The following is a 20,437-nucleotide window of genomic DNA, read 5'->3' on the forward strand; positions in this document are numbered from 1 at the left end:
GGTCGACCCTTGTCTTCCATCGCCCATTCTTCCGCAGCCGCCCCCTCCGCAAAGGCGAACTGGGGCAAGCGCCTGCTGATCGCCATCCCCTATGCCTGGCTGCTCGTGTTGTTCCTCGCGCCCTTCGCGCTGGTTGCCGGTATCAGCCTTTCGACCGTCCGCCTCGGCATGCCGCCATTCGAGCCGCTGACCGCCTGGGACGGCTCGATCCTGAACCTTAGGCTCAATTTCGAGAATTTCCTCTATGTGCTGACCGACGACACCTATCTTCTGGCGTATCTGACGAGCCTCAAGATCGCGGCGATCTCCACGGCTGCCATGCTCTTCATCGCCTATCCCCTCGCCTATGGCATCGCGTCCTGCTCGCCCTCCTCCAGGTCCCTGCTGGTCTTTCTGGTGATCGTGCCGTTCTGGAGCTCGATGCTGATCCGCGTCTATTCCTGGATGAGCATTCTCAGGAACGACGGTCTTTTGAACGCGCTGCTTTTAAAGATCGGGCTGATCAGCGAGCCGCTGCGAATCCTCAACACCGAGACGGCGATCTATATCGGCATCGTCTACACCTACCTGCCCTTCATGGTGCTGCCGATCTATTCGACCTTGAGCAGCGCCGATCGGACTTTGATCGAGGCGGCGCGCGATCTCGGCTGCTCGCGCATCTCCGCCTTCTGGCGGGTCACCTTCCCGTTGAGCCTGCCCGGCGTGCTCGCGGGCTGCGCGCTGGTCTTCATCCCGGTCGTCGGTGAATTCGTGATCCCGGATCTCTTGGGTGGCGCCGACACGCAGATGATCGGCCGCGCCATCTGGCTCGAATTCTTCAACAACCGCGACTGGCCGATGGCCGCTGCCGTAACGATCGTCTTGCTCGCTCTGCTGGTCGTACCGATCGTCTATTTCCAGTCGCGCCAATCGCGTGAACAAGGCTGAGGAGCAAGCCATGACAAAACCAAGCTGGTTCAATCGGCTGTCGATCCTGTTCGGTCTTGCCTTCCTCTATCTGCCGATCGTCGTGCTCGTCGTCTACAGCTTCAACGGCTCGAAGCTCGTGACGGTCTGGGGCGGCTTCTCCACCCAATGGTATGCGACTGTTCTCAACAATCCCTCGATCATCGAGGGCGCGAAAGTCAGCTTCCTGGTCGCGGCGGTCTCGGCCACCGCCGCCACCCTTCTCGGCACGCTTGCCGCCGTCGTCATGGTGCGGCTGCGTCGCTTCCGTGGCCGGGCACTGCTGAACGGCATGCTGCTCGCCCCGATGGTGATGCCCGAGGTGGTGATGGCCGTGTCGATGCTTCTGATGTTCGTGACGCTCGGGATCGACCGCGGGCCGCTCACCATCACGCTGGCGCACACCACCTTCACGCTCTGTTTTGCGACTGTCGTGCTGCAATCGCGGCTGGTCGAACTCGACCCGTCATTGGAGGAGGCGGCGCGCGATCTCGGCTGCCCTCCGGCAAAGGCGTTCGTCAGCGTCGCCTTACCGAACATGATCCCGGCGCTCGTCTCCGCCTGGCTGCTGTCCTTCACCCTGTCGCTGGACGACCTGGTCATCTCGAGCTTCACGACCGGGCCGGGTGCATCGACCCTGCCGATGAAGATCTATTCACAGATCAAGTTCGGCGTGACGCCGGAGATCAACGCGATCTCGACGATTATCCTCGGCATCGTCGTGTTTGGATTGGTGGCCGCTCAACTGGTCTCGCGGCGCTCCGAACAACGGGTGAGCGCCGCGGCTTGAGGTAACTCTGAGGAAGATAGACTTCCCCGGAATTCCCGACAAATGCGCCGGGTCAGTGCGGCCTCAGCGCGCCAGCCGGCGAAAGATACGTGGCCAGCGGATCCTCGAAGGCATTGCTTGCCGAAGACACGGCATCGATAAACAGCGAGAACAATGCCGTCTGCGAAGTGATGTCGAGCTTGGCGTAGAGGTTGCGGCGATGCAGCTTGACGGTCGCCGGCGAGATGCCGAGCTTTTCGGCAGCACCCTTGACCGAGTAACCGCGCAGGATCATCTGCGCCACCTGGCACTCGCGATCGGTCAGCAGGCTGCGGCCAAAATTGCGCACCGCCTGCGCCAGGGCGCTTTGAAGCGGCGAGCCGTCGTCGCCCAGGCCTTCGGGTCTGAGGTCGCGATAATGCCGAAGCACGGCCATGCTGATGAGCGGCGCCGCATTCTGCAGGAAATCCTGATCTTCGCCGCTGAAGGCCGCGTGCGCATGGCGGCGCGCCAGAGAGATTGCGATCTTCGTGTCGGCATCGATGCCGATGAAGACGTTGAATTCGTCGTGCAGGCCCGAATGCCGGTAGTAGTCGCGGTAGTACTGCGACCGGTCGAAGGACGGATCGATTTGCCGCAGGCGATAAAGCCCGTCGTCGCCATTGTCGAGCGCCAGCCGGTAGAACGGATCCATCCGGTACGGCCCCTGCAGATAGGCGCGAATATCCGACAGCCCCCTGTCCGTGCGCCAGTCGTTAAACAGGATCTTCGGCGCGGCGTCGCGTCGATAGAGGAGCATCAGACCGGCATCGATCGCAATGTGCCGCTTGAGCGAATGTGTCAGCCGGTCCTGGAAATCCGAACGGCCCACCCCCTCCATCAGCGACAGCGCCAGATCGCCTACACCGGACACCTGCTGCGCCGGCGCGCAGACTTTGATGATCGTATCGTCGTTCATATTGTTCTCCTCCAAGCGCAGACTAGGCGAAGGTTGGGTTGGTCGCAAGTAACGGAATTTCACTACGGGATTTCCAAAACTATCTTTTGGCGAACCAAAACAACGGCATAGGTGGCCGACATCCGGCGGGGCAAGGCCTTGCGGCGCGGCACGGATGGCCCGCCTCGGAGCGAACCTAGCCCTTTGGCGTATTCCGAGCAGCGATACCGACGCCTAGAAAAATGATGCAAGCCGCACAGTAGATCCGCGGCAGGCAAGGCGGCACGTGACTGTCGAGACGGCATATTGATCTCGGACATCCTATCGTTCCGTAGAAGAATGAAACAACGAAACCCTGGCGCGCGGCCGATCGACTTGGCGCTCGTCTTTCTGAACTGGAGTGAACATGTCGAAGGTCATCAAACTCGGGCGCGATGGTGTCGGCCTCAACGCGCTTGAAAAATGCAGCGTCGTGCCGCCGGAGGCGATCCTTTCGGGCTTTGCGGACGAGCTCGGCGATGTTCATTTCGAAAGCCCCGACAAGGCCGTCGTCATCGGCACGTGGCAGTCGACGCCCTATGCGGAAATGCTCTCCTATCCCGATGGCAATGAATACAGCGTCATCCTCTCTGGCAAAGTCGCGATCACCAACCCGGATGGCTCGGTCGAGACCTTTTCGGCGGGCGAAAGCTACGTGCTTCCAGCCGGCGTCGAAGTGCGTTTCGAAGTGCTGGAGACGATGCGCAAGGTCTACGTCCTCTACACCGCCCCTGCCGCGAAGTGATGTGAGCCGTCCCCATGACCCAGGTAAGAAGCAAAGCCCTTGCAGACGTGACGATGACGCCCTTCTGGCTCGACCGGCCGGATGCGCCCGAGCCGCGAGAGCGACTGACGCGTCATCTGAAGGCCGACCTTCTCGTTGTGGGTGGCGGCTTTACCGGGTTGTGGGGCGCCATCCAGGCAAAGCAGCGCCAGCCCGAGATCGACGTCATTCTGATCGAGAAAGGCTCGGTCGCCAACGGCGCCTCGGGTCGGCCGGGCGGTGTCGTCTCGACCTCGGTCATGCACGGGCTGTCGAACGCCGTGCGCATTTTCCCGAAAGACATCGCAACGCTCGAGAAGCTCGGCCAGGAGAACATGCACGGCTTCCTCAAGACGCTTGAGGAGCATGCGATCGACTGTCATGCCGAGTGGGGCGGGGAGCTAACGGTCGCGGTCGACGACGCCCATATCGAAGCGCTGCACGAGGAGCACGAGCTTCACCTGAAGTACGGCCACCAGGCGGTCTTCCTCGATCAGAGCGCCGTCCGCGCCGAAATCAATTCGCCGCGCTACAAGGCCGGCGTCTGGTCGAAGCATATCTGCGGCACGGTGCATCCGGCGCTGCTGGCGTTCGGACTGAAACGGGTCGCGCTCACGCTCGGCGTACGGATCTTCGAAAACACCGAACTGACAGGCCTTGAAGACCTCGGCGACCGGATGAAGGCACACGCGGCTTCCGGCAGCGTGACCGCGCCGAAGGTGCTGCTCGCCACCAACGCCTTTGCCGCCGGCCACAGGAAGATCAAAAACAGGGTCGTCGCCGTGCGCGATCGGGTGCTGGCGACAGAGCCCCTGTCAGCGGAGCAGATGGCAGCGATCGGCTGGAGCCATCGTCAGGGCGTTTACGACACTCGCACCCAGATGAACTACATGCGGCTCACCAAGGACAACCGGATCATCTTCGGCGGCCGCCTCGCCTATGCCTTCGCCGGCGATCCGTTTCCGTCGATCGACCGGGAACTCGATACCTATGAGCCCCTTGCCGCCGCTTTCTTCGACACCTTTCCACAGCTCGAAGGCCTGCGCTTCAGCCATGCCTGGAGCGGGCCGATCGACCTCAGCACCCGCATGGCCGTACACTTCCAGCGTTACCATGACGAAAAGGTCGTTTATGCCGGCGGCTATTCTGGCTTCGGCGTCTCGGCCTCACGTTTCGGCGCGCGCATAGCGCTCGATATCCTCGACGGCTCGAAGACCCCGGAGAGCCGGCTGGATTTCGCCACCAGCCTTCCGAATACGATCCCACCCGAGCCGTTCCGCTGGCTCGGCGCCCAGATCACCATGTATGCGCTCGACACCGCCGACAAGTCCGGTGGCTGGCGCAGGCCGTGGCTCAAGATGGTCTCGGCCATGGGCTTCCCGCTCAGTTGATCATGCGTTTCCCGGCGGCTTCAAAGGGCAAGCGGAGCCGAGACTTTCGGCTCTGCCACCGGGCGATGGCGGTGGCCCATCCGGCCCGGGAGCAACGGTGGTAGTAAATCGTTAACCATGATTAGATAGCCAAAGCTACCCATTCCGCTGGCTGATTCGCGAGCGTTCGTAGCACCGGCGGCACCCATGCGACAAACACCGCTCGCGGTCCTTTCCAAACGCCTCGGCCTTTTCACGGCACTAGCCTCTCTTGCCGTCTCGACACCGGCGCTTGCCCAGTCCGTTTGGACCGGGGGAGCCGACAACGAATTCGGCAACGGCGCGAACTGGGCGCCCGCCCTGCCCGGCGCGAGCGACGCAGCGGAGGTCAACACCGGCTCTCCGCAGGTCAACGACGGCCGTACGATCCGCCAGCTTGGCGTCGACGGCGGCAATGTCACCATCTCCAACACCGGCGCGCTGACCGTCACCAACGGTAGCACGATCAATTCCGGGAGCGTCAGCATCAACGCGGGCGGCGCACTCACCTCCAATGTCGAGCTGAACGGCGGCAGCCTGTCGATCGATGGGGACCTCAACGGAAGGCTGACGCTGAACAACGGCAACGTGTCGGTGAACGGAACGCTGGACAGCGCCAGCGTCGGCAGCGCCACGTCGCTTTCCAACAACGGCGAGGTTGGTGACGTCAAAGTCTCGGCTGGGGGCACTTTCGTGAACAACACCGGCGCCGTCGCCGGCGCGACGGTGAATGCCGGCACCGCCTCCAACGCCGGAACCATGGGCTCGCTGACGAACACCCAGGGGAACTTCACCAACAATACCGGCGGCACGATCACCGGGAAAACGACGGTGGCGGGCGGAACCGTCACCAACAACTTCGTCGTCACCGACGCGGATGTCGCGGCAGCGGCCGCCTTCGTCAACAACAATGGCGCAACTGCGGGCGCGATTACCAACGCCGGCACGGTCTCGAACGCTGGCACCATCGCATCGGTGCGCAACGACGCCGGAAGCTTCACGAACAATTTCGGCGGCGAAGTGACCGGCGAAACCACGGTCTCTGGCGGCGCCGTCACCAACAACGCGACCCTCGGTACGGTCACCGTCGGCGCGGGCGGCACCTTCACGAACACGTCGGGGGCAAGCGCCGGCGCGGTCACCAACAGCGGCGCCGCGTCGAATGCCGGCACGATCGCCGGACTTACCAACACAGCCGGAAACTTCGCCAACAATGCCGGTGGCACAGTCACCGGCAAGACGACGGTTACAGGCGGCACCGTGACGAACAATTTCGTCGTTAGCGACGCCGACGTCGCGGCCGCGGCAGCCTTCGTCAACAACAGCGGCGCCGTGGCCGCCAACGTCACCAACGCCGGCACCCTGTCCAATGCCGGAACCATCGCTTCCGTGCGCAACGATGGCGGATCCTTCACCAACAACGGCAACGGCACGGTGACCGGAAAGACAACCGTCGCCGGCGGCAGCGTCGTCAACAATGCGGCGCTCGCCGACGTCGAGATCGGTGCCAACGGCACTTTCACCAATAACAGCGGCGCGACTGCCGGGGCAGTTTCCAACGCCGGCACCGGGTCGAACGACGGAACCATCGCTTCGCTCGCAAACAGCGGCGGCCTCTTCCAAAACACCGGCACGATCAGCGGCGCGGCGAACATCACGGGCGGCGCTCTCGTCAACCAGGGTACGGTCGCCGGGACGGTCGAAATCTTCGACGGCGGTCTCTTGTCCGGCAGCGGCATCGTCGGCAGCCTGACGGTCAATGCCGGCGGCGTGGTCTCTCCCGGCCCGGGCATCGCGGTTGCCACCGTCAACGGCGACCTGACGTTCCGTTCGGGCTCGATCTATCAGGTGGATGTGGATGCGGCGGGGCAATCCGACCGCCTGGCCGTTTCGGGCGCGCTTTCGCTTGAGGGCGGCAGGCTAGCGGTCCTCGCCGGCAGCGGCGTCTATGACCCGTCGACGAGCTACACGATCGCTTCCGCCGGCACTGTCAGCGGCCGGTTCGATGCGGTGACAAGCAATCTTGCGTTCCTGTCGCCGACGCTGACCTATGGCGCCACCGGCATCGATCTGAGGCTCGACCGGAACGACGTTGCGTTCGCGGACCTCGCAGAAACCGCCAATGGGCGCGCAGCAGCAAGCGCTGTCGAAGCGCTGGGCGTCACGAGCCCGCTCACGCTGGCCGTGCTCTCGCTGGATGATGCAACGGCCGCAAGCGCCTTTTCCCAGCTGAGCGGCGAGGTACACGCCTCAGTCAAGAGCGCGCTGATGTGGGACAGCCGTTTTCCGCGGGACGCCATTCTGGAGCGCGCGGGCTCGGCCGTCTCGACCCTTCAGGAAACCGAGGACGCCGTCTTCTGGACGTCGGGTTTTGCAGGCGCGGGCCATTTGTCCGGTGACGGCAACGCAGCCGCTATCGGTAACCGCACGGCGGGTGTCCTCGTCGGCGCTGATACGGCGGTTTCCGACGATTGGCGCCTCGGTGGGATCCTCGGCTACAGCCATCTCACCGTTCAGCCGCAGGCGCGTGTCGATGCTTACCATGCGGGCCTCTACGGATATGGGAACATCGGGGCGCTGAACCTTGCAGGCGGCGCGATCTATAGCCACAACGAGGTTTCGTCGGAGCGTGACCTCGCCTTCGGCTCGTTCACAGACCGCCTGACCGCCGACTACGACAGCACTGTTGCCCAGGTGTTCGCCGACCTTTCCTTCACGCTCAGCGCAGACGACATCAGGCTTCAGCCGTTCGCAAACCTGGCCTATGTCTATCTCGATACCGATGCGTTCAAGGAAAACGGTGGTTCGGCGGCGCTCTCGGCAGAAGGTGCCACTGACGACGCCATGCTTACGACCATCGGCGTGCGCTGGTGGGCGAATCTGCCGATAGACCAAATGCCGATCTCAGCCTCCGGCATGCTCGGCTGGCGCCATGCGGAAGGCGACCTTTCGCCGTCCGCGCGCCTTGCCTTTGCCGGTGCCAGCCCCTTCACCATCGCAGGCGTGCCCATCGCGCGCGATGCGCTGGTGGTGGAAGCGGGCATTTCCGCCCGGCTCTCCAAATCCGCGCGGCTGGCAATCACCTATCTCGGCGAATTCGGCGACGGCGCGCGGTCGAGTGCCGGCCGCGCAAACCTGATCGTCGATTTTTGACGCGCATGTCTCCGACCAGGACGTTCAGCAGCCGGTCGCGCTAGCCTCACGGCTGGACCTTGGCGACCGATCCGGCTCCGGCGAAGAGGTCCGGATAGGAGCGTTCCAGCGTTCCGGCGATCGCGGCGGCGAAGCGCTCGTTGGCGATCCGGTTCGGGTGCGCATCCGATGGCGATACCCACAGCGTTTCGGGAACGAGATCCTCGACCGAGGGGCGAAGATCGAGGAAGGGAACCCCCTCGCTTTCGGCGATCTTCTCGACCGCGCCGGTGACTTCCGGGAACGGATACTGCTTGACTTCATGCAGTTCGGGATAGTTGACGAGCACGAGCTTGATGCCACGTTCGCGGCAGAAGCTGATCAGCCGCCGCATGGCATCCTGCCCTTCCGTCCAGCCGGGCTGGTCGTCTTCATAGAGGCCCCGGTAATAGGCCTTCCAGTCCGCCCGACCGAGGAAGATGCGCGAGATTTTGTCGACCGCCGAGGCGAGTACGACATAGGCCTGCGAATACTCGCCCCAGCCGACCTCGTGACGGCGCGGCGTCGGCTCGGCATCGTTGATGAAATAGTTGAGGACGACCACGTCCGGCTTGAGCTCGACGCCCTTGGTCATGAAATAGGCGACTTCCATCTGGGTGTTGTAGTTGCCGACACCGGTGTTGATCACCTCGTATTTCGGCGCCCCCTGGCTGCCGCCGTTGAGGACCGTTTCCAGCAGCCTGGAGGGCGTATCTTCCTCTTTGACGCCCCAGCCGAAGGTCAGCGAATCCCCGAGCATCATCACCCGCGTCGTCCCGGCGGCAACCGGGCCGATTTCGCGGTTGCGCAGGCCGATCGAGTTGATGCTGACCGGCACACCCATGAAGACGCCGCTCGAATTGGGAATATGCTCGTGGCCGATCGCCGGCTCGGCGCTGACCCGTTTCAGGTCGCGGGCGTATTTCCACATCTCGAGGTCGAAATCCATGCCGTTGTCGAAGACGGTGCGCGCCATGCCTTCGATCATGAGGCCGCAAAGGGCGAGGCTGAAAGCCGTCGCGAGAACCGCAAGCAGGGCTCGCTTGAGAATGGAGGATTTCCGGACGCTGTTTTGTTCCATTTGAACGACGCGTGTTACATTGGAATTCATCGGATCTTCCTTTCAGGTCCGCCGATTACTGTCCGACCTGAGAAAACTTCAGGCAATCTGGCTCCACCGGAGCGGTTTTTACGAACTGGTGCTCGCCGACCGTCAGGCCCTTGCCGCCGCTCCAATCATTGACCAGCCACTGGTCGATCGCCTCGGCCACAAGAAAATGTCCGAGCGGAGAAAGGTGCTTGTCGCCGATGCCATAGGTTTTCATCGGATCGTTGGCGGAGAGCTTTTCGGTCGGATCGACCACGTACACTCCGGGCGTCGCAGCGGCGAGCGCCTTGATCATTTCGCGCTGCTTTTCCGGCTGCAGGCCGTCGTCGCGACCAACCAGTTCCGCCCAGCCCGGGAGGATGACGACGAGCAGCTCGGCGCCGTTGGCGCGGGCATCGTCGGCAAGCCGGACGAACAGGCGCCGCGTCAGCTCGATCGCATGGCCGATGTCACGCCGGGACGCCCGGTCGCCGACATAGGGTCTGAGCAGGGTCGAGTAGAACCAGTTGTAGAGCTTGCTGTTCTGCCACAGGTACAGATGTGCCTGCAAAGCGAGGCTGGGCTTCTTGGTTCCGCTACCGGCCGGCTCGACCGTGATATCGATGGACGAGGGCGTCAGAACCGCACGCTCGGCATTGTCCTCAAGGTCGGTGCTGAGCGAGAGCCCGACGACGACGAGGTTATGAGGGATGCTGTGGCCCTTGTCCTCATAGACCCGGATCTCGTTCGGCTGGCCGTAGCCGCCGGTGCCGTAGTTCTTGAGCAGCAGTTGCGGGTGCCATGCGTTCAGGAGCGAGCTGAAGGTTTCGCTTTCCTTGACGAGCGAGCCGCGCACCATGGAATCGCCGAGGACGAACACCGGCGAACCCGTGCCCGTCGCATTGTCGCGGAAACCGTCGCGGTTGATCTGGACGCGGTTCCAAGGATCGAGCGGGCTGAAACGCTCGAAGTAGCTGTTGCCCGGTATTTCCGTATAGCCGTAGAGCGCGTGCGACTGATGCCGCCCCCGCGGCACGCCGCAATAGACATATTCGCCCTCGCCGACCGGAAGCTGCAGGCTCGGCACCAGACGCAGCAGCAGTTCGCACAGCAGAATGGCGACAAGTCCCGAAACGAGAATGATCAGCCCATCCATGACACCGCCGAAATTGCGCGAACGGCGCATGCGTTGCAGGATTCCGCTCGATTGAGGCTTGTTCTGATCGATGAAATCCGCAGGCGTCGCCGTCGGATTGTTGTTGTTGAGCGCATCCTGACGTTCGGCTTTTCGGGGCATGTCAGCTGACACCTTGATTGTGCGATCTGTGTTGAAGCATTTCGGATGATTGCCGCATCGCCCGGTTCAGGCGCTTCCGGCCTCGCGCCAATAGGACCGTGCCAGGCTGGCGAGATAGGTGGTCGTGCGCCTCGATGTCTTTGCGACGGAGGGACGCTTCGGTTCGTCGGAGCCTGCGTGTTCGCCAGTATCTGCGAGCCGGATGCGCTTGGAGGAATCCGGCCGCAGGAGCTCGATCGGTCGAAGCAGCCCGGGCAAAGTCCCGTAGCCGGTCAACTGATCGCGAAACAGGCTGGTCGCGGCATAGACGACATCCGCCGTCTCGACCGCTTCCCGCACGCGGGCATCATCCGAAATCTTGACGTAAAGCACGCCAGGAATGAAAAGAGGCAACGTCGGCACCACGGGATCCAGGATCCGGTTGACCGCGGCCGGCGTCACCTCGTTTAAAACGAAGACGGTAAGCCGCTTCTGGCTCAAACGATAACCCTTTATGATTATCTCGACCGGAAGCCGACCGTCTGTTTCAGCTATTTCAATAACACTTTGAACATGCATAGTGGCTCTCCGGAACAGAGAAGAACACCGTCAATATCTTCAGAATACGAAAACATGAACTTATTCGTTATATAGCGACATGAGCTTCGGAGGTTTCACTTCTCTGCCGGAGACGCCTTACAATTCCGAACTCTATCCTAGGATTTTCGTTCTGAATATATCCAGATGGATATACTCCGGCCCTGTTTCTTACAGTTCGCTTGCGGCAGAAAGCGCCGGTCGCGGCGTCTCGTCGCGGGCTGGATGTTTTCGAAAGGGGAGGCTCAGGCCAGAAGCAGGGGGCCTGCAAGCGCGGGCGACGCCGTCATAGTGGGCTCTTCGGGAGCCGGTTCGCCAGATTGGCCAGCTCGACGCGCGTCGAGATTCCGAGCTTGCTGTAGATGCTGTGGAGATGCAGCTTGACCGTGCCCGGCGATATGCCGAGCCGGGCACCGATCTCCTTGCTGCGGATCCCCGAGGCCGCCAGCCGCGAGACCTCGATCTCGCGCTGTGTCAGGAGGTCGACGCCCCGGGTCTCAACGGCCTCCTGCGCGCGTATCCGCTCGATCGCGGACTTCAGCGCCTGATCCTGGAAATAGGTCTTGCCGCTGGCCACGACATTCATGCAGTCGAGCAGGGTGTCCGGGGCCTGTTCCTTGAGGACGATGCCGTTCACTCCGAGCCGGATCGCTTCGGCAACCTGATCGTCACCGATATCAGCCGTCAGGATGACGATCGCGATCTGCTGTCGGTGGGCGCTGCGCACCCGGCGTATGAATTCGAGCCCGTCCATATGCGGCATGCGAAGATCTGCGACGACGATATCGGCGCCCCGCTCGGACAGAACCTGCAGCGCATCGGTCGCACGCTCGCAGGTCGCCACCACCTCCCAGCCGGGCACGGTCTCGATCAGCCGGCGAAGCCCGTCGAGCACGATCAGATGATCGTCGACGACGACCGCGCGCAACGCTATTGCGGCATTGGCAGCATGACGACCACTCGAGTCCATTCCGCTATCCTTTCGATCGCAAGTTTTCCGCCACGCGCTGCCGCCCGTTCACGCAGGCTCCGCGGTCCGATTTTTTCTCGTTCAAGCTCGGCATGGTCAAGACGCTCACCATAACCGAAGCCGACCCCGTCGTCGTCGATCGTCAGCACGATCGATCCGTTGTCGATGCTGAGCGTGATCCTGACCTTCTGCGCGCCGCCGTGCCTGACCGCGTTGGCGGTCGCTTCGGACGTCATGCGCGCAAGCTCGTAGGTCAGCGCCAGCGGCAGGTCGATGCCGGACGGCGGGTCGAAGGCGATCGAGACGTCGATCTGCCATTGCTGCCGCAGCCGTGCGGCCACCGCTTCCAGTTGACGCTCGAGCTGCATTTCGCCGGTAGCCTGGAGATTGCCACCCGGCTCGAGCGCGCGGATGAAGCCGCGAAGCTCCCGCTGTTCTTCGAGCAGCATCGCCTGGATGGCCTCGAGGCGTTCAGCAAGCACATCCGGCCCCGCATCCTTGAGCTTGCGCAGCGACTGAAGCTGCAGTGCTGTGCCCGCAAGCGCCTGAAGCACCCCGTCGTGCAGGTCGCGGCCGATGCGGATGCGCTCGTCGACGGCCGCCTCGTCACTCAGGCGTCTAACCAGGATCGCCTGTTCGAACAGCGCCTTGATCCTGTCGGCGATGATCTCCGCGATCGCCACGTCATCGAGCGTGAGCGCAGGCGGCTCCAGAACGAAGAGGCGCGCCTGCAGATCGTCGACCTGGAAGAAGGTCGAGACCGCGGCGTTGATGTTGAAAGCTTCCACAAGCGCTGGCGAGATCGGGGGATCGGGATCCGACCATTGATGAAACCGCCCCTCGCCGATATGCACGAGAACGCGACCACGCGCGGCCTCGGTGACAAGCAGGCTGCTGCGCAGCAATTTTTCGTCCGTCCAGGTACCGAAGGCATCGGGCGGCATCTGCATGACCTCGAGTTCGCCTTCGTTCCACAGGGCCGCATAGGTCCAGGGCTCCTCCGCATCGGTCCACAACAAGAGGGCCCGCGGAACCAGCATGACATGGGCGGCATAATCGAGGGCCGCGCGCGCCGGCCACTCGCGTCCCCGCGGCTGGCTCGGTGTTCGCTGCACCAGCCGAAGAAGCTCGGCCCGGACCGCCTCCTGGTGTGCGCCCAGCCAGACGAGCAGCGCAGCCGCAACGAAGATGAAGAGGATCCGCGAGGCGTTCGTCGTCGTATCGGCATCCGGATCGAGCATATCGCCGGCATCGAAGTAACCGAGGTAGAGCAGGGCCGCCAGGCAGACGAGACCGGTGTAGAGCGCCCCGCGCCAGCGCCAGTGCAGCGTCGCGGACAGCAAAGTGAACGGCATCAGCATGAAGAACGGGCTTGCCGGGCCGTCGGTCATCGACATGAAGATCGCAAACGCCGCGACATCGATGATGTGACGCACCAGCGTGCCGCGCACGCGCGAAATCTCCGTGCGCCAGACGAGGAAGGCGGCCGCGATGGCATAGAAGAGATAGCCGATCAGCAGGAAGTAGATGGGCTCTGGCGGCAGCGGCACGTGAACGGAATCGAGCCAGGCGATCCAGACGCTGCCGAGCGCCAGCAGAATGCGCCCGACGGCGATCACCTTGTCGGAACGAGCTCGGAAGGTGTTCGTCCAGACCTTGCGGCCGGACGCCTGGTCCAGATCCATCGGCGCGCCGGCACCGTGTGGTGGAGCGGCCGCCGTCGGGCTCACGCGGCGGGCGCTGAAACGGTTTGACGGCTCTAGCTTCATGCCAAGTCTCCGCTCTGCGCCGCCCCTTTGAAAACAACCCTGCGCGTGACGAGCGAGAATAAATCAAATCGCGGCCACCGACCGTCGCCGACCGCATCTTCGACGACGAGGACGGCACGGCCCTGGCAGCCGCTGCAATCAGCATATTCAAGTGTCGTCAGCATACGCTCGTCTCTTCCAGCGCTCAAATGCATTCGCCACCAGTATAGCCAAGGTTACGCGCGCGCGCCCGGACCACACGAACCTTGCACTGCTGCAGGCAAGCCCTGGAACAGGGCCGACCGGCGGACATCAACCCGAGTATCAGAAGATCGCGCCAAGAATCGTAAGCCGGATATGACCCTCTATATCCATTGGCATATTGACCTACCCCAGTATTTGCCGCTCATATTCTCCCAATATAAATGACTAAAGAGTTTTTCATTCGTCGGCACAATGAAAATTGTGCGTTTTTTAGCTAACCGCTTTGAGGTGGATAGCAATGAGCATTTCTCACGGACCACTGAACGAGAAGCCCCCGGAAGGACCGTCGAACAGAAGTTTCGGCTACACCGTCGGTGGCATCCTTACCCTGATCGCGCTCGTGAAATGGTGGCGGGCTTCCGAGATTACGACCGTAACGGCTGTGCTCGCCCTGATCGGCGTGGTTCTGGTCGTGCTGGCCCTGATCGCGCCTTCGACCCTGACACGCGCCAACCATCTCTGGATGCGGCTCGGCCTTGTGCTGTTCAAGATCGTCAATCCGGTCGTGATGTTCCTGATCTACGTCACGACCTTCGTGCCGATCGGCATTTATCTCAGGCTTCGCGGCAATGACGCGCTGACCGAACAGTTCGACAAGAACGCCAAGACCTACTGGATCGACAAGCCACAGGGCGAAGCAGCCCAGGCAACGATGAAAAACCAGTTCTGAAATTTGAAGAACCTATCCCTTATTGTATCGGACAGAGGACACGAAAATGGACCTTGCTAGGGAACTCCTGTCTTACATGGGCAACCGGAAGAAATACTGGTTGCTGCCGATCCTGGTCATGACGACCATCTTCGGAACCCTGGTGGTACTGACGCAGGGAACGGCCGTCGCCCCCTTCATCTATACGCTGTTCTAGGCGGCACCATCGTGCGTATCCTCGGTATCTCGGCCTTTTACCACGATAGCGCGGCCGCGCTCGTCGAAGACGGGCGCATCGTAGCCGCTGCACAGGAAGAGCGCTTTACGCGCCGGAAACACGACCCCGATTTTCCGGCGCGGGCAATAGAGTACTGCTTGTCGGAAGCAGGCTGCACCATGAACGACATCGACCATGTCGTCTTCTACGAAAAGCCGTTCCTGAAGTTCGAGCGGCTTGTCGAGACCTATCTTGCGACAGTGCCGCACGGCTTCAGTTCGTTTCGCGTGGCGATGCCGGTCTGGATCAAGGAAAAGCTCTTCCAGAAGAAGATGCTGCGCAAGGATCTCGGCAAGCTTGTCGGCAAGAAGGAATGGGATGGCTCGCTGCTTTTCACCGAGCACCACCAGTCCCATGCAGCGAGCGCCTTCTTTCCCTCGCCCTTCGCCTCAGCCGCAGTCCTCACCATGGACGGCGTCGGCGAGTGGTGCACCACATCGCTTGCCCATGGCCATGACAATCGCCTCGACTTCCTGAAGGAGCTGCATTTCCCGCACTCCCTCGGCCTGCTTTATTCGGCCTTTACCTATTACACGGGCTTCAAGGTCAATTCGGGCGAGTACAAGGTGATGGGGCTTGCGCCCTACGGGCGGCCGCGTTTTGCGCAGACGATCCTCGACAACCTGATCGATCTCAAGGACGACGGCTCCTTCCGTCTGGACCAGCACTATTTCGGTTATTGCACGGGCCTGAAGATGACCTCGCCGGCCTTTCACGACCTCTTCGGAGGCGAACCCCGCAAGCCGGAATCGCCGCTGACCCAACGCGAGATGGACCTTGCGGCCTCCGTGCAGGTCGTGACCGAAGAGGCGGTCATGCGGCTCGCCCGCTATGCCCGGCGCCAGACAGGCGAAAAGAACCTCTGCCTTGCCGGTGGCGTCGTGCTCAACTGCGTGGCGAACGGCAAGTTGCTGAAGGCCGGGATCTTCGACGATATCTGGATCCAGCCCGCCGCAGGCGATGCGGGCGGCGCCCTTGGGGCGGCCCTCTCGGTCTGGCACGAATATCTTGGAAGCGCGCGTGTCGTGAAAGACAGCGATTCCATGTCGGGCGGCTATCTGGGACCGGCCTTCGCGCAAGGTGAAGTCGAGCAGCGGCTTGCCAACGCAGGGGCGAACTTCGAGGTCCTCTCGGACGAGGAGATCACCTCCTCCACGGTCTCGGCGCTGACCGAGGAAAAAGCGGTCGGCTGGATGCAGGGGCGGATGGAATTCGGACCGCGGGCTCTCGGCGGACGGTCGATCCTCGGCGACGCCCGTTCGCCGACGATGCAGAAGATGCTCAATCTCAAGGTCAAGTACCGCGAGAGCTTCCGCCCCTTCGCTCCGTCGATCCGGCGTGAAGACCTGTCGGACTGGTTCGATATCGATACGGACAGCCCTTACATGCTGCTTGTCGGCGACGTCCTGGAAAGCCGCCGCCTGCACGCCAATCACCCGCAGGAAAATCTGTTCGGCATCGATCTGCTCAACGTGCCGCGCTCGGAAATACCGGCGGTGACCCATGTCGACTACTCCGCCCGTATCCAGACGGTGCACCGCGAGACCAACCCGCGTTACTGGGAGTTGTTGACCCGGTTCAAGGCGCGCACCGGCTGCCCGGTGCTCGTCAACACCAGCTTCAACGTGCGTGGCGAGCCGATCGTCTGCAATCCCGAAGACGCCTATCGCTGCTTCATGGGAACGGAGATCGAGCGCCTCGTCGTCGGCAATTGCATGCTGAAGAAGGAAAACCAGCCGGAGCACCTGAAGCAGGACTACAAAGAGAACTTCGAGCTCGACTAGAACCGGCCACGTAATCTGTTCCTTCAGAACGCCGGGCCGCAGCAGCGACCCGGCGTTCTAACGTCCGGCACGCAGCCGCGAGGCGCTTCGGCCGGAGGGCGCGACGCCGAACTCGCTCGTCAGCAGCTTGACGAAAAACGGCACCAGCCCCGATTTCGCCCGCGACTTGTCGAAGGCTGCCTGGAAAGGCGCCCTGTAGCTGAAGAGATCCGGGCGGATCGGCCGCAGCAGCCCTGCGCTGACATAGCGGCTGGCGAAGTGATCGGGCAGATAGCCGAGATAGCGCCCGGAAAGGATCAGCCGCGCCTCCGCCTCCATGTCGCTGACCGTCGCGCGCGGATTGGCGATCGAGAATATCTTGAGGTCGCGCGCATTCCAATAGGAGCGACCGATCAGATTGTAGGACCGGATGTCGTCGATTTCGATCGTGCTGTCATCGCGGGAAAACAGCGGATGCTCGGCCCCGCAATAGAAGCGCTGCGTCTCCTCGTAAAGATCGACATATTCGAGCCCCAGCGTCGTGCGCGGGAAGCTCGCGATCGCGATGTGGAGCTCGCCCGTTATCACGTCGCGCAACAGTTCATGCGGCGGTCGGGTGACGATCGAAAGCGCCACCTCGGGCGCTTCATCCGTCATCCGCGCAAAGACGCGGGTCAGACGGGAGGCCGGGTCGGACAGGGTGTTGTCGATCAGACCAACGGAAAGCGTGCCGTTCAGCCGGTGCTGTAGCCCCTTCATGCGGATATCGAACTGGTCGATCGTGCCGAACAGGCGCTTGGCCTCCTCGTAGACTGCACGCCCCTCCTCGGTAAGACGGAAACCGGACCGGCCCCGCTGGCAGAGGATCAGACCCAGGCGACTTTCCAGCGCCGAGATATGGTTGGAGATCGTCGAGAGCGACAGGTTGAGCTCGCCCTGCGCCGCCGCAAAACCACCCGCCTCCACGATTGTCACGAAGATCCGCAGCAGCCGCACGTCCAACGAGTCCAACGCCATTCCATCGCGTCCTTAGCTTGATAAGCTCCAAAGTGAAGCGAAATTATTATGAATTTTCAGGCACTAAGCTAGTGCACCATGGCCCTGAACGGCAGATCGGCCGGCGCTGGTAGCGCCGGCCGAGCGTGATCTGGATCGGTGGGAAGGCTGCCGATCGACGTGTCCTCGCACGGCGACCGGCAAGAGAAGGACGCTGCCGCCCCCGATCAGGGCCGGCGATAGACCTCGTTTCCGGCGAGATAGGTCGCCTCCACCTTGCGCTCGCGGATCGAACGGTCGAGTGGATCGGACAGAGTGCCGTCGATCACGACGAAATCCGCCCACTTGTCGACGCTGATCGAGCCGATCTCACCGCCCCAAGGCGTCATGTCGGCACCCGCCTGGGTGAGACCATGCAGGGCCTGGTCGAAGGTGACCGCTTGCTCGGGGTGCCAGGGACCGTCACCCAAGCCAAAGGGGCTCTCGCGGAAGACGGCATCGTTGATCTGAGTCAGCGGGCTCAGCGGCGATGTCGGCCAGTCCGAACCGAACACCAGCGGTACGCCGGCGTCGAGCATCGAATGCCAGACATAGGCCCGCGGCTCGCGATCGGTACCGATGCGTTCGGTGATGTACTTACCGATCGTGCCGGTCGCATGGTTCGGCTGCATCGAGGCGACGACACCGAGATCCTTGAAGCGCTGGATGTCCTTGGTCTCGACCACCTCGATATGCTCGATACGGTTCGGCTGCGGCCGGGGCACGGACGCTTCGGCGAAAGCGTCGAGAACGAGGCTGACGCCGCCATCGCCGATCGCATGCACCGCCGTCGGGAAGCCGTTTTCGTTGGAGGCCTTGATTGCCGCCGCCAGCTGCTCCTTGGTCTCGAAGGGCTTGCCCTTCCAGCCGTGCTGGTCGGAATAGTCCTCATGCATATAGGCGGTGCGGGTCGAGAGCACCCCGTCGATCACCGACTTGGTGTAGCCGAGCTTGAGCATCGGCCCCTTTACCTCCTGCTCGCCGGAATCGGCGGCCGCTTTGTCGACCTCGTCGCGATCCTTGACCGCTGCGGCAATCTTCTTCGGATCTCCTTCGAAGAAGCCGTACCAGACGCGAAGCGGCATCTTCTTTTCCGAGAGGATCGCGGCATAGTCGTGCACGGCGGCGAGATCCGACATGTCGTTGACGCCGGTGATCCCCAGGCTGTTGGCAAACTTCATTGTCTCAAGCAGCGCTGCCCGCCGCTCGCTGTCGGTCGCCACCGGACGATGCTTCTCGACGAGGTCGCCGGCCTTTTCGAGCAGGATGCCGCTCGGCTCGCCCTTGTCGTTCAAGAGCACCTGCCCGCCCTCTTCGACTTCCGACTTCGCGGTAACGCCGCCCACTTCGAGCGCCTTGGAATTGACCCAGACGGAATGGAAATCGATATCTCGCAGGACCACCACGCGATCCGGCACCACGGCGTCGAGGTCTTCCTTTGTCGGCAGCTTGCCCTCGCCGAGGGTGTAGTCCCAGCCGCCGCCCATCAGCCAGACGCCCTTCGGCAGGCGCTGATCGGCTTCCTTGATCTTTTCGAGCCAGGTCTTCTTGTCCGGGATGTAGGAGAGGTCGACGCCGGTCACCATGTCCATGCCAGATGTGAGGTGCGTATGCCCGTCGATGAAGCCAGGGGTCACGGTCTTGCCGCCGGCGTCGATCACCTTGGTCTCGGCATCCGCCAGTGCCTTGATCTCGTCGTTGCTGCCGACTGCGGTGAACTTGCCGTTCTCGATTGCGAAGGCCTGTGCCTTCGGCTTGCCCTGGTCCACCGTGCGCACGTCGCCGTTGAGCACGATCAGATCGGGTGCGGCCCAAACCGGCTGCGCCGTGCCGACCAGGATCGCCAGCGCGGACGTTGCACCCAGAGCCCGGGTTACTGCTGCCAATGTCATGAAATCCTCCTCCCGCGGCTACATCCCTCCACCCCCGGCGAGCCGCGCGGCACCGGCGTTGAGGGGATGATGCTGCAAGAGGGGAGGATCGCGATATACTCCCTCGGGCTAGGTTTGCGCCATGCCGCGCGACGACCACACTGTGTCCGTTGCAACGCGGTGCGCATCGGCTCGGGCTGACCAAAACCAGGTTTGCCACCCAGTCGGGCGCAATATCCTTACCGGGCGCGAAAGCGAGGCCGCGCCGCTTACGAGAAACAGGAGGTTAGGGAAGCTTCCGGCTGGCGCCCTGGCTTCCCCCGAGGCTGGCCGATGGGCTCAGCCCTCAGCTAAAGAGCGCCTTCAGACGCGGCCAGAGACCAATGGCCGCGCGAACCCGACGGGCGGCATAGGCAGCCCGCACCGAACTACCGAAATTGCAGTCGCAGACGATGTCGTGCAGCTGATGATCCGATATTTCGAAAAAGCGTTTTGCTTCGCCGTAGCTGTCGTCTGCGAGCCCCGCGAGGCGCAATTGCGTATCCTCGAAGGCGACGGTCATGGGCGAACCGTTGACCTGCATGGCCTGACGCACGGCAGCAGTCGCACGTTCAGTACCGGAAAGCGTGCCAAGCCGGCGATCGGGATTGCTTTCCAAGAGTTCGGCCCAACGCTGAAGCCGTTCCGTTCTCGTCATGACGGGATCGGGACGAATTTCGGCGAGCGCCTGCAACTGTTCTATTGTTTGATGCTTCATCGTCGTCTCTCCTAGTGCGAAGATGCGACCGCGATACGCGCCCCTGCACACCGGGGTCGCCGATCCTCAAACTCGCCAGAGGGAACCCCAGTTCCCTGGCCAGAGAAAAA

General features: G+C 62.5%; 18 protein-coding genes. 8 read left to right on the top strand and 10 right to left on the bottom strand.

The genetic code is table 11. The features are described from left to right. Nucleotides 1-9 precede the first annotated feature (9 nt). On the top strand, nt 10-927 hold the full coding sequence (locus BLU15_RS18450) for an ABC transporter permease subunit (protein WP_082566251.1): 918 nt from the start codon (nt 10-12) through the stop codon (nt 925-927). A 10-nt stretch (nt 928-937) separates the two neighbouring features. Then, nucleotides 938-1,735: an ABC transporter permease gene (locus tag BLU15_RS18455; protein ID WP_060519288.1), complete on the top strand. Its 798-nt coding sequence runs from the start codon at nt 938-940 to the stop codon at nt 1,733-1,735. A 52-nt stretch (nt 1,736-1,787) separates the two neighbouring features. Here the strand turns inward: BLU15_RS18455 and BLU15_RS18460 are convergent, their stop codons facing one another. After that, a complete protein-coding gene (locus BLU15_RS18460; RefSeq protein ID WP_051659169.1) occupies nt 1,788-2,672 on the bottom strand; it encodes a helix-turn-helix transcriptional regulator in 885 nt (294 codons plus the stop codon). Between the two features lie 385 nt (nt 2,673-3,057). Here BLU15_RS18460 and BLU15_RS18465 point away from each other — a divergent pair, with 385 nt between their 5' ends. From BLU15_RS18465 to BLU15_RS18475, 3 genes are all read left to right on the top strand, one after another. After that, entirely contained in the window at nt 3,058-3,435 is a 378-nt protein-coding gene (locus BLU15_RS18465; protein ID WP_051659170.1) for a cupin domain-containing protein, read from the top strand. A 14-nt stretch (nt 3,436-3,449) separates the two neighbouring features. After that, complete coding sequence (locus BLU15_RS18470) at nt 3,450-4,844, top strand: NAD(P)/FAD-dependent oxidoreductase (protein WP_090297061.1); 1,395 nt, start codon at nt 3,450-3,452, stop codon at nt 4,842-4,844. 186 nt (nt 4,845-5,030) lie between these two features. Next, complete coding sequence (locus BLU15_RS18475) at nt 5,031-8,015, top strand: autotransporter outer membrane beta-barrel domain-containing protein (RefSeq protein ID WP_060606080.1); 2,985 nt, start codon at nt 5,031-5,033, stop codon at nt 8,013-8,015. A 46-nt stretch (nt 8,016-8,061) separates the two neighbouring features. Here BLU15_RS18475 and BLU15_RS18480 read toward each other — a convergent pair whose 3' ends face one another. The 6 genes from BLU15_RS18480 to BLU15_RS39545 all read right to left on the bottom strand — a co-directional run bounded on the left by BLU15_RS18480 (nt 8,062) and on the right by BLU15_RS39545 (nt 13,896). Beyond that, nucleotides 8,062-9,144, bottom strand: coding sequence for an SGNH/GDSL hydrolase family protein (locus tag BLU15_RS18480; RefSeq protein WP_060519284.1), 1,083 nt, complete (start codon nt 9,142-9,144; stop codon nt 8,062-8,064). A 25-nt stretch (nt 9,145-9,169) separates the two neighbouring features. Next, the gene (locus tag BLU15_RS18485) at nt 9,170-10,417 is read right to left on the bottom strand and encodes an SGNH/GDSL hydrolase family protein (RefSeq protein WP_034789684.1); all 1,248 of its coding nucleotides are present in this window, start codon (nt 10,415-10,417) and stop codon (nt 9,170-9,172) included. A 66-nt stretch (nt 10,418-10,483) separates the two neighbouring features. Continuing rightward, complete coding sequence (locus tag BLU15_RS18490; RefSeq protein ID WP_060519282.1) at nt 10,484-10,897, bottom strand: hypothetical protein; 414 nt, start codon at nt 10,895-10,897, stop codon at nt 10,484-10,486. Nucleotides 10,898-11,279: 382 nt separating this feature from the next. After that, nucleotides 11,280-11,963 carry a response regulator gene (locus BLU15_RS18495; RefSeq protein WP_034789687.1) on the bottom strand — a complete coding sequence of 228 codons (684 nt, stop codon included), beginning with the start codon at nt 11,961-11,963 and terminating at the stop codon, nt 11,280-11,282. Beyond that, nucleotides 11,924-13,732, bottom strand: a complete 1,809-nt coding sequence (locus tag BLU15_RS18500) for a sensor histidine kinase (protein WP_082566252.1) — start codon at nt 13,730-13,732, stop codon at nt 11,924-11,926. Before BLU15_RS18500 ends, BLU15_RS18495 begins: the two co-directional genes overlap by 40 nt. After that, nucleotides 13,729-13,896: a hypothetical protein gene (locus tag BLU15_RS39545; protein ID WP_156400694.1), complete on the bottom strand. Its 168-nt coding sequence runs from the start codon at nt 13,894-13,896 to the stop codon at nt 13,729-13,731. The genes BLU15_RS18500 and BLU15_RS39545 overlap by 4 nt, the downstream gene beginning before the upstream one ends. A gap of 317 nt (nt 13,897-14,213) precedes the next feature. Between BLU15_RS39545 and BLU15_RS18505 the strand changes: the two genes are divergently transcribed. Genes BLU15_RS18505 through BLU15_RS18515 form a run of 3 tightly spaced genes read left to right on the top strand, consistent with a single transcriptional unit; the run spans nt 14,214 to nt 16,685 of the window. Next, nucleotides 14,214-14,645 carry an SxtJ family membrane protein gene (locus tag BLU15_RS18505; protein WP_034789693.1) on the top strand — a complete coding sequence of 144 codons (432 nt, stop codon included), beginning with the start codon at nt 14,214-14,216 and terminating at the stop codon, nt 14,643-14,645. 46 nt (nt 14,646-14,691) lie between these two features. Continuing rightward, on the top strand, nt 14,692-14,841 hold the full coding sequence (locus BLU15_RS39550; protein ID WP_089043047.1) for a DUF5989 family protein: 150 nt from the start codon (nt 14,692-14,694) through the stop codon (nt 14,839-14,841). Between the two features lie 11 nt (nt 14,842-14,852). Beyond that, the gene (locus tag BLU15_RS18515; RefSeq protein WP_090297064.1) at nt 14,853-16,685 is read left to right on the top strand and encodes a carbamoyltransferase family protein; all 1,833 of its coding nucleotides are present in this window, start codon (nt 14,853-14,855) and stop codon (nt 16,683-16,685) included. Between the two features lie 57 nt (nt 16,686-16,742). Here BLU15_RS18515 and BLU15_RS18520 read toward each other — a convergent pair whose 3' ends face one another. From BLU15_RS18520 to BLU15_RS18530, 3 genes are all read right to left on the bottom strand, one after another. Continuing rightward, nucleotides 16,743-17,681, bottom strand: a complete 939-nt coding sequence (locus BLU15_RS18520; RefSeq protein ID WP_060643603.1) for a LysR family transcriptional regulator — start codon at nt 17,679-17,681, stop codon at nt 16,743-16,745. Nucleotides 17,682-17,887: 206 nt separating this feature from the next. After that, nucleotides 17,888-19,591, bottom strand: coding sequence for an amidohydrolase (locus BLU15_RS18525; RefSeq protein ID WP_034789705.1), 1,704 nt, complete (start codon nt 19,589-19,591; stop codon nt 17,888-17,890). 325 nt (nt 19,592-19,916) lie between these two features. Next, nucleotides 19,917-20,327, bottom strand: a complete 411-nt coding sequence (locus BLU15_RS18530) for a hypothetical protein (protein WP_034789708.1) — start codon at nt 20,325-20,327, stop codon at nt 19,917-19,919. Nucleotides 20,328-20,437 lie beyond the last annotated feature (110 nt).

Origin of the sequence: Ensifer sp. YR511 (assembly GCF_900103045.1) — a bacterium.
In the GTDB taxonomy this organism is placed as follows: Bacteria; Pseudomonadota; Alphaproteobacteria; order Rhizobiales; family Rhizobiaceae; genus Ensifer; species Ensifer adhaerens.